Below are 5785 nucleotides of genomic sequence, written 5' to 3' on the forward strand. Positions count from 1 at the left end.
TTCCACCATGAGCAGCGGGCTCGTGCTGCCATCGGTGTGGCGAAGCTCGGTACGGCGCGGGTCGTCCGTCTTGGTCATGCGTACAGTTTGCCAGTGGGCCACCTCCGGAGCTCACCCCAGGGGGGTGGTCTCACGACGTCGTCCGCGGCGGGCGCCGGCCCGGCGCCCTGCGTGCGCCGGCCCGGCGCACCGCCTCGACACATGAGGACGGACCCCGCTCCACCGTGGTGGTGGGGCGGGGTCCGTCGGTTCCGGGACCCGAGGTCGCCGGGCGCGTCAGCCGATCAGATCGGGCCGTAGCGCGCGTTCATCGCCTGGGCCATCATCGGCCAGGACTGCTTGAGGTCGTCCTGCCAGTAGCCCCACGAGTGCGTGCCGTTGGGCGCGAAGTCGAACTGGGCCGGGATCTGCAGCTCGGCGAACCGGCGTGCGAGGTTGGCCGTGCAGTACTGCGTGGCCGCCTCGATGATGCCGCCGACGATCGCCTGGTTGGCCAGAGCCGGGATGCTGTTGCGCAGGCGCCAGTTCTCCAGGGATTCGTGCGGCCCGGGCAGGCCGTTGCCGGTGGAGATGAACATGGCCGGAAGGGTGCCGTTGTCGCGCTGGGCGACGAACTTGGGCGCCTGGGCGACCGGGTCGTTGGCCACCCAGCCCGGACCGGGGTAGGGCCCCCACATGTTGTCGAGGTTCGCCCCGCCACGCATGCCGGTGACGATATTGATGAACTGGTAGCCGATCGGGGTCGAGGTCTCGGCACATCCCGAGTACGAGCCGATGGCCTGGAACCGGCCGGGGTGGTTCTGGGCGATCGTCAGGACCGATGTGGCGGTCATGGAGATCGCGGCGAGGCTGCGCTTGCGGTTCGGGTAGTTGCCGCCGTACCGGCCCTCGAAGAGGGTCGGGAGCTCCTGGGCGAGGTAGGTCTCGAACGCCATCGGGCGGTCGGTCTCGCGGGCGTAGCGGGTCTGGACGTTGGGGTCGTGGCGCTGCCAGTCCGTGTAGTAGGAGAAGGCTCCACCGATCGGGGTGACGGTCCAGACGTCCTTGTCCGACATGAAGGCCCGGACGTCCGACTGCGCCTGCCAGGTGGCCGAGTCCTCTCCACCACCGGCGCCGTTGACGAGGTAGAGCACCGGCGCGCCGTTGTTCCCGTCACGCGGGCGCTGCACGATGTTCGGGACCTCGATGGCCATCTTATCCGACCACACCGAGACGATCAGTCGACCGTCGGGGAGCTGGGTCTCGACGACCTTGTTCTGGGCGGTGGCCTTGGTGTACTGGATGTTTCCACCCTGTGCCTGGGCCGTGCCCGTGGCAACGACGGGGACCATGGCCGCGGCGATGGTCGCCGCAGCGACCTTGGTGCCCAACCGACCGCTCTTGACTGAACGCATATTCCGACGCCTAACCTTCTCGTTGTTCACAGACGGACTCGGGCAGACCCGCACTGCACAGCTAACCCGATTCCCAGTAGTCACACAAGACCCACTAAGCACACTCCCGGTGGAAGCGCGCCTGCAGGACCGAGTCTCGCGCCCGCGGGGCACCTATCCGAGGATTCCATACCCGGGCGGCCCGTCGGTAACCGCGGGACCACCCTTGCGGTTCACGTCAACATTATCGACGCCGGCCGGCCCGCTGTTACGGATATGAACAAATTCCTATACAACCTTCGGGGCCCGGGCCTGGGCGCCACACCGATCGGGACACGAGAAAGGGCCCCGGGCACAGCCCGGAGCCCCCATCCCGTTCAGCCGAAAGACTCAGGCCATGAAGCCGGCGTCGAAGGCCTTCTGGAAGTCGCCGCCGAGGAAGTAGCCGATCCCCTTGACGATGTTGTTGGTGTTGCCGACAAGGCCGCCAGCGAGGTCGACGATGCCGTCCTTGCCGAAGATGTCGCCGATGGAACCGAGATCGATGCCCATGATGTTCTCCCTGAGTGCTGCAATCCGGCGAGATCCGGATCAGTGAATGATGCTGAGATCGGCTGCTGTGCGCCGCAGCCGGGGCGTTCGCGCCGGAGCGCTACGGCCGGGGCCTGTCAGGCGGAGACGTCGTCCCCGCCGAGGCTGCCGAGCGCGTCGATGAAGCCGTCGCCCGTGATCGAACCGGTGAAGCCGACGACGCCGTCGATGAGGTTCTTGACCGCGGTGAGGGCGGCGCTGATGGCGCTGAAGTCAGGCATGTGTGTCTCCCTTTGAAAGTGGTGCCCCGGCTCATGGGGCCAGAGTCAGAGTAATCTGAGCGACTCTGATGTCAATTGTGACGTCCGTCTCCCCCCCGCCGAGGTGACGACGAGGCGAACTGAGGCCACCCTTAGTGGTCCAGATCACGGATGCGAGGAAATCCTAACATCCGTTCTCAACTGCGCAAACCATTCAAATGAATGCGCATACGCTGGTGAGTGAGCTTCTCCTCACCAGGGCATGAGCGCACGGGCTGTTCACCCCCGGGACATCTCCACTTTCCGGGCCTCCTCACACACGAATGCGGCCCGCGCGAGGGAGATCGCGCGGGCCGCTCCTCGTGCCGGGGGCATGGCCGCCCCCGGCAGGCTCAGGTCACCACATCATGAAGCCGCCGGCGAGGGCCTCCTCGAAGTCTCCTCCGGTGAAGTAGGCCAGGCCGGAGAAGAGGTCTCCGAACGCGCCGAGGAAGTCGTTGACAAAGCCGAGGGCGTCACTGACGCCGATGAGGGATCCGAACTCGGGGAAGAACATGGTGCACTCCTGGGTCTGCTGGGTGTGTGTCTCTGGAGAAGGTGACTCTGGGATCGGCCGGCGGGATCAGTCGGCGCTGATGCTCGACAGTGCATCGAAGAAGTCGTTCATGCCCCCCTCGCCTCCCAGCGACCCGGTGAATGTGACGACGGCTCCGAGGATGTCGGTGATCCCTCCGAAGAGGTCTGACAGCTGACCGAAGTCGGGCATGGTGTTCTCCGTTCTCGTGCGCTCACGGCGCCCTCTGAGGCGCCTGACAGCGACTCTAAAAAGAGACACATGTCCATCACAATGGACGAAACCGCACCTTAACCGCAGATCACAGGCTCTTTACGCGAAGCCCGATAGATGACGTCCGTGTTACGTCCCGCCACGGAAGTGGTGTGTGCGCCACCACGGACGAGGTGGGGGCGAGCAGGCCCGGGCGGGGTTCGCGAAATGAGGGAAAGGCCGTGGCCCGCACCGGAAAGACTCTCCGGTGCGGGCCACGGCCCCACTGCGTGGTCGGGCTGGACTAGAAGCCCATGCCACCCATCTCGTCGCCACCCGGCATCGCGGGCGCGGCGGGCTCGGGCTTGTCGGCCACGACGGCCTCCGTGGTGAGGAAGAGCGCCGCGATGGAGGCGGCGTTCTGCAGCGCGGAGCGGGTCACCTTGACCGGGTCGTTGATGCCGGCCTCCAGCAGGTCCTGGTACTCGCCGGTGGCCGCGTTGAGGCCCTGGGCACCCGGGAGGCTGCGGACCTTCTCCGCCACGACGCCGGGCTCGAGGCCGGCGTTGAAGGCGATCTGCTTGAGCGGGGCGCTCAGCGCGAACTTGACGATCTTCGCGCCGGTGGCCTCCTCGCCCTCGAGGGACAGGCCGTCGACGGCGACCTCGGACTTGACCAGGGCGACGCCGCCGCCGGCGACGATGCCCTCCTCGACCGCGGCCTTGGCGTTGCGGACCGCGTCCTCGATGCGGTGCTTGCGCTCCTTGAGCTCGACCTCGGTGGCGGCGCCCGCCTTGATCACGGCGACGCCGCCGGCGAGCTTCGCGAGACGCTCCTGGAGCTTCTCCCGATCGTAATCCGAGTCGGAGTTCTCGATCTCGGCGCGGATCTGGTTGACCCGTCCCTCGATCTGGGCCTGGTCTCCCGAGCCCTCGACGATGGTGGTCTCGTCCTTGGTCACGACGACCTTGCGCGCCTTGCCGAGCATCGAGATGTCAGCGGTCTCGAGCGAGAGGCCGACCTCCTCGGAGATGACCTGCCCGCCGGTGAGGATCGCGATGTCCTGCAGCATGGCCTTGCGCCGGTCGCCGAAGCCCGGAGCCTTCACGGCGACGGACTTGAAGGTTCCGCGGATCTTGTTGACGACGAGGGTGGACAGCGCCTCACCCTCGACGTCCTCGGCGATGATGAGCAGGGACTTGCCCTCGCCGATGACCTTCTCCAGCAGCGGGAGGAGGTCCTTGACGGTGGAGACCTTGCCCGAGACCAGCAGGACGTACGGATCCTCCATGACCGCCTCCTGGCGCTCGGGATCCGTCATGAAGTACTGCGAGATGTAGCCCTTGTCGAAGCGCATACCCTCGGTGAGCTCGAGATCCAGGCCGAAGGTCTGGGACTCCTCGACCGTGATCACGCCCTCCTTGCCGACCTTGTCCATCGCCTGCGCGATGAGCTCGCCGATCGCCGGGTCGGCGGCGGAGATGCCGGCGGTCGCGGCGATCTGCTCCTTGGTCTCGATCTCCTTGGCGGAGTCGATCAGGTGCGCGGTGACGGCCTCGACGGCCTTCTCGATCCCGCGCTTGATGCCCATGGGGTTGGCACCGGCGGCCACGTTGCGCAGGCCCTCGCGCACGAGTGCCTGGGCCAGGACGGTGGCGGTGGTGGTGCCGTCGCCCGCGACGTCGTCGGTCTTCTTGGCGACCTCCTTGACGAGCTCCGCACCGATCTTCTCGTACGGGTCCTCGAGCTCGATCTCCTTGGCGATGGAGACGCCGTCGTTGGTGATCGTGGGGGCACCCCACTTCTTCTCCAGCACGACGTTGCGCCCCTTGGGGCCGAGCGTGACCTTCACGGCGTCGGCGAGCTGGTTGAGACCGCTCTCCAAGCCGCGGCGGGCCTCTTCATCGAACGCGATCATCTTTGCCATTGGGTGAATCATCCTCCGGGTGTGGGGTGACACGTATGTGGTCGGCGTCGGCGCCCGCGACGGACGGTGCGGACCGTGTCAGATCCGCGCCTCACCTTGCGACCTCAGTTCAGGTGTTGCTGGCACTCAGGGTAGCCGAGTGCCAAGCGCTTTTCTAGCACTCGCCCCCGACGAGTGCAAAGGGCCCGGGGCACTGTTCGCGACGGGCGAACGACACGCGCGCCGGTGCCCGGTCCCCTACCATCGAGACGCGATCCCGCCCCATCCCCGTCGGAAGGCCACCCATGTCCCCCGAGTCCGCGCCCGTCGGCACCATCGAGAACTCGATCGAGATCGACGCCCCACCCGCCCGGGTCTGGGAGGTCGTCTCCGAGGTCCGCAACGCACCGCAGTGGAGCACCCAGGCGTACAAGGTCGTCGCACTCGGTGGTCGCACGACCGCCGGTACGCGAGCACTCAACATCAACAGGCGTGGTCCGCTCTTCTGGCCCACCACCAGCCGGGTCGTGGAGTTCGAACCCGGCCGCCGGTTCGCCAACCGCATCACCGAGAACACCACCGTCTGGGTCTTCGAGCTCGACTCCCTCCCGGGAGGCCGAACCCGGCTCACCGAGCGTCGCGAGGTCCCGAGCGGACTGACGTTCATCTCGACGTTCCTCACCGAGAAGCTCTTCGGCGGTCAGCCCTCGTTCACCAAGGAGATGGACAGGGGCGTGTCGACCTCCCTGAAGCGGATCAAGGCCCTCGTCGAGCAGGGCTGACCCGCATGTCCGGGGTGGGCGTCGCCGCAGGGGTCCGGGCCGGGATCTCGACGGTCCTCGCGGGCTGCCTCACGGCGACGCTCACCGGGTGCGCGATCTGGACTGACGGCCCGGACCCCGACACCCCCGACCGCGAGGAGCCCGGCCCCACCCTGGCCGCGGGCCCG

At 67.2% G+C, this 5785-nt stretch carries 7 protein-coding genes; 1 reads left to right on the plus strand and 6 read right to left on the minus strand.

The features are described 5' to 3' along the window. Positions 1-284: 284 nt before the first annotated feature. The 6 genes from G6019_RS07135 to groL all read right to left on the minus strand — a co-directional run bounded on the left by G6019_RS07135 (position 285) and on the right by groL (position 4857). Positions 285-1394, minus strand: a complete 1110-nt coding sequence (locus G6019_RS07135; protein WP_107757385.1) for an alpha/beta hydrolase — start codon at positions 1392-1394, stop codon at positions 285-287. A 369-nt stretch (positions 1395-1763) separates the two neighbouring features. Continuing rightward, positions 1764-1925: a hypothetical protein gene (locus G6019_RS07140; RefSeq protein WP_182611963.1), complete on the minus strand. Its 162-nt coding sequence runs from the start codon at positions 1923-1925 to the stop codon at positions 1764-1766. 116 nt (positions 1926-2041) lie between these two features. Next, positions 2042-2185 carry a hypothetical protein gene (locus tag G6019_RS07145; protein WP_182611964.1) on the minus strand — a complete coding sequence of 48 codons (144 nt, stop codon included), beginning with the start codon at positions 2183-2185 and terminating at the stop codon, positions 2042-2044. Positions 2186-2561: 376 nt separating this feature from the next. Next, the gene (locus G6019_RS07150; RefSeq protein WP_017837823.1) at positions 2562-2720 is read right to left on the minus strand and encodes a hypothetical protein; all 159 of its coding nucleotides are present in this window, start codon (positions 2718-2720) and stop codon (positions 2562-2564) included. A gap of 66 nt (positions 2721-2786) precedes the next feature. Then, entirely contained in the window at positions 2787-2930 is a 144-nt protein-coding gene (locus G6019_RS07155; protein ID WP_017837824.1) for a hypothetical protein, read from the minus strand. Positions 2931-3234: 304 nt separating this feature from the next. After that, positions 3235-4857 carry a chaperonin GroEL gene (gene groL, locus G6019_RS07160; RefSeq protein ID WP_107757386.1) on the minus strand — a complete coding sequence of 541 codons (1623 nt, stop codon included), beginning with the start codon at positions 4855-4857 and terminating at the stop codon, positions 3235-3237. 284 nt (positions 4858-5141) lie between these two features. Here groL and G6019_RS07165 point away from each other — a divergent pair, with 284 nt between their 5' ends. Next, positions 5142-5618, plus strand: a complete 477-nt coding sequence (locus G6019_RS07165; protein WP_182611965.1) for an SRPBCC family protein — start codon at positions 5142-5144, stop codon at positions 5616-5618. The last annotated feature ends 167 nt before the right edge of the window (positions 5619-5785 follow it).

This window comes from Dietzia sp. DQ12-76 (genome assembly GCF_014145045.1).
Classification (GTDB): domain Bacteria; phylum Actinomycetota; class Actinomycetes; order Mycobacteriales; family Mycobacteriaceae; genus Dietzia.

What these genes read in the sequence shown, in the direction of transcription:
- G6019_RS07135 (WP_107757385.1), bottom strand. Translation starts at nt 1,394, where the DNA reads ATGCGTTCAGTCAAGAGCGGTCGGTTGGGCACCAAGGTCGCTGCGGCG.
- G6019_RS07140 (WP_182611963.1), bottom strand. Translation starts at nt 1,925, where the DNA reads ATGGGCATCGATCTCGGTTCCATCGGCGACATCTTCGGCAAGGACGGC.
- G6019_RS07145 (WP_182611964.1), bottom strand. Translation starts at nt 2,185, where the DNA reads ATGCCTGACTTCAGCGCCATCAGCGCCGCCCTCACCGCGGTCAAGAAC.
- G6019_RS07150 (WP_017837823.1), bottom strand. Translation starts at nt 2,720, where the DNA reads ATGTTCTTCCCCGAGTTCGGATCCCTCATCGGCGTCAGTGACGCCCTC.
- G6019_RS07155 (WP_017837824.1), bottom strand. Translation starts at nt 2,930, where the DNA reads ATGCCCGACTTCGGTCAGCTGTCAGACCTCTTCGGAGGGATCACCGAC.
- groL (WP_107757386.1), bottom strand. Translation starts at nt 4,857, where the DNA reads ATGGCAAAGATGATCGCGTTCGATGAAGAGGCCCGCCGCGGCTTGGAG.
- G6019_RS07165 (WP_182611965.1), top strand. Translation starts at nt 5,142, where the DNA reads ATGTCCCCCGAGTCCGCGCCCGTCGGCACCATCGAGAACTCGATCGAG.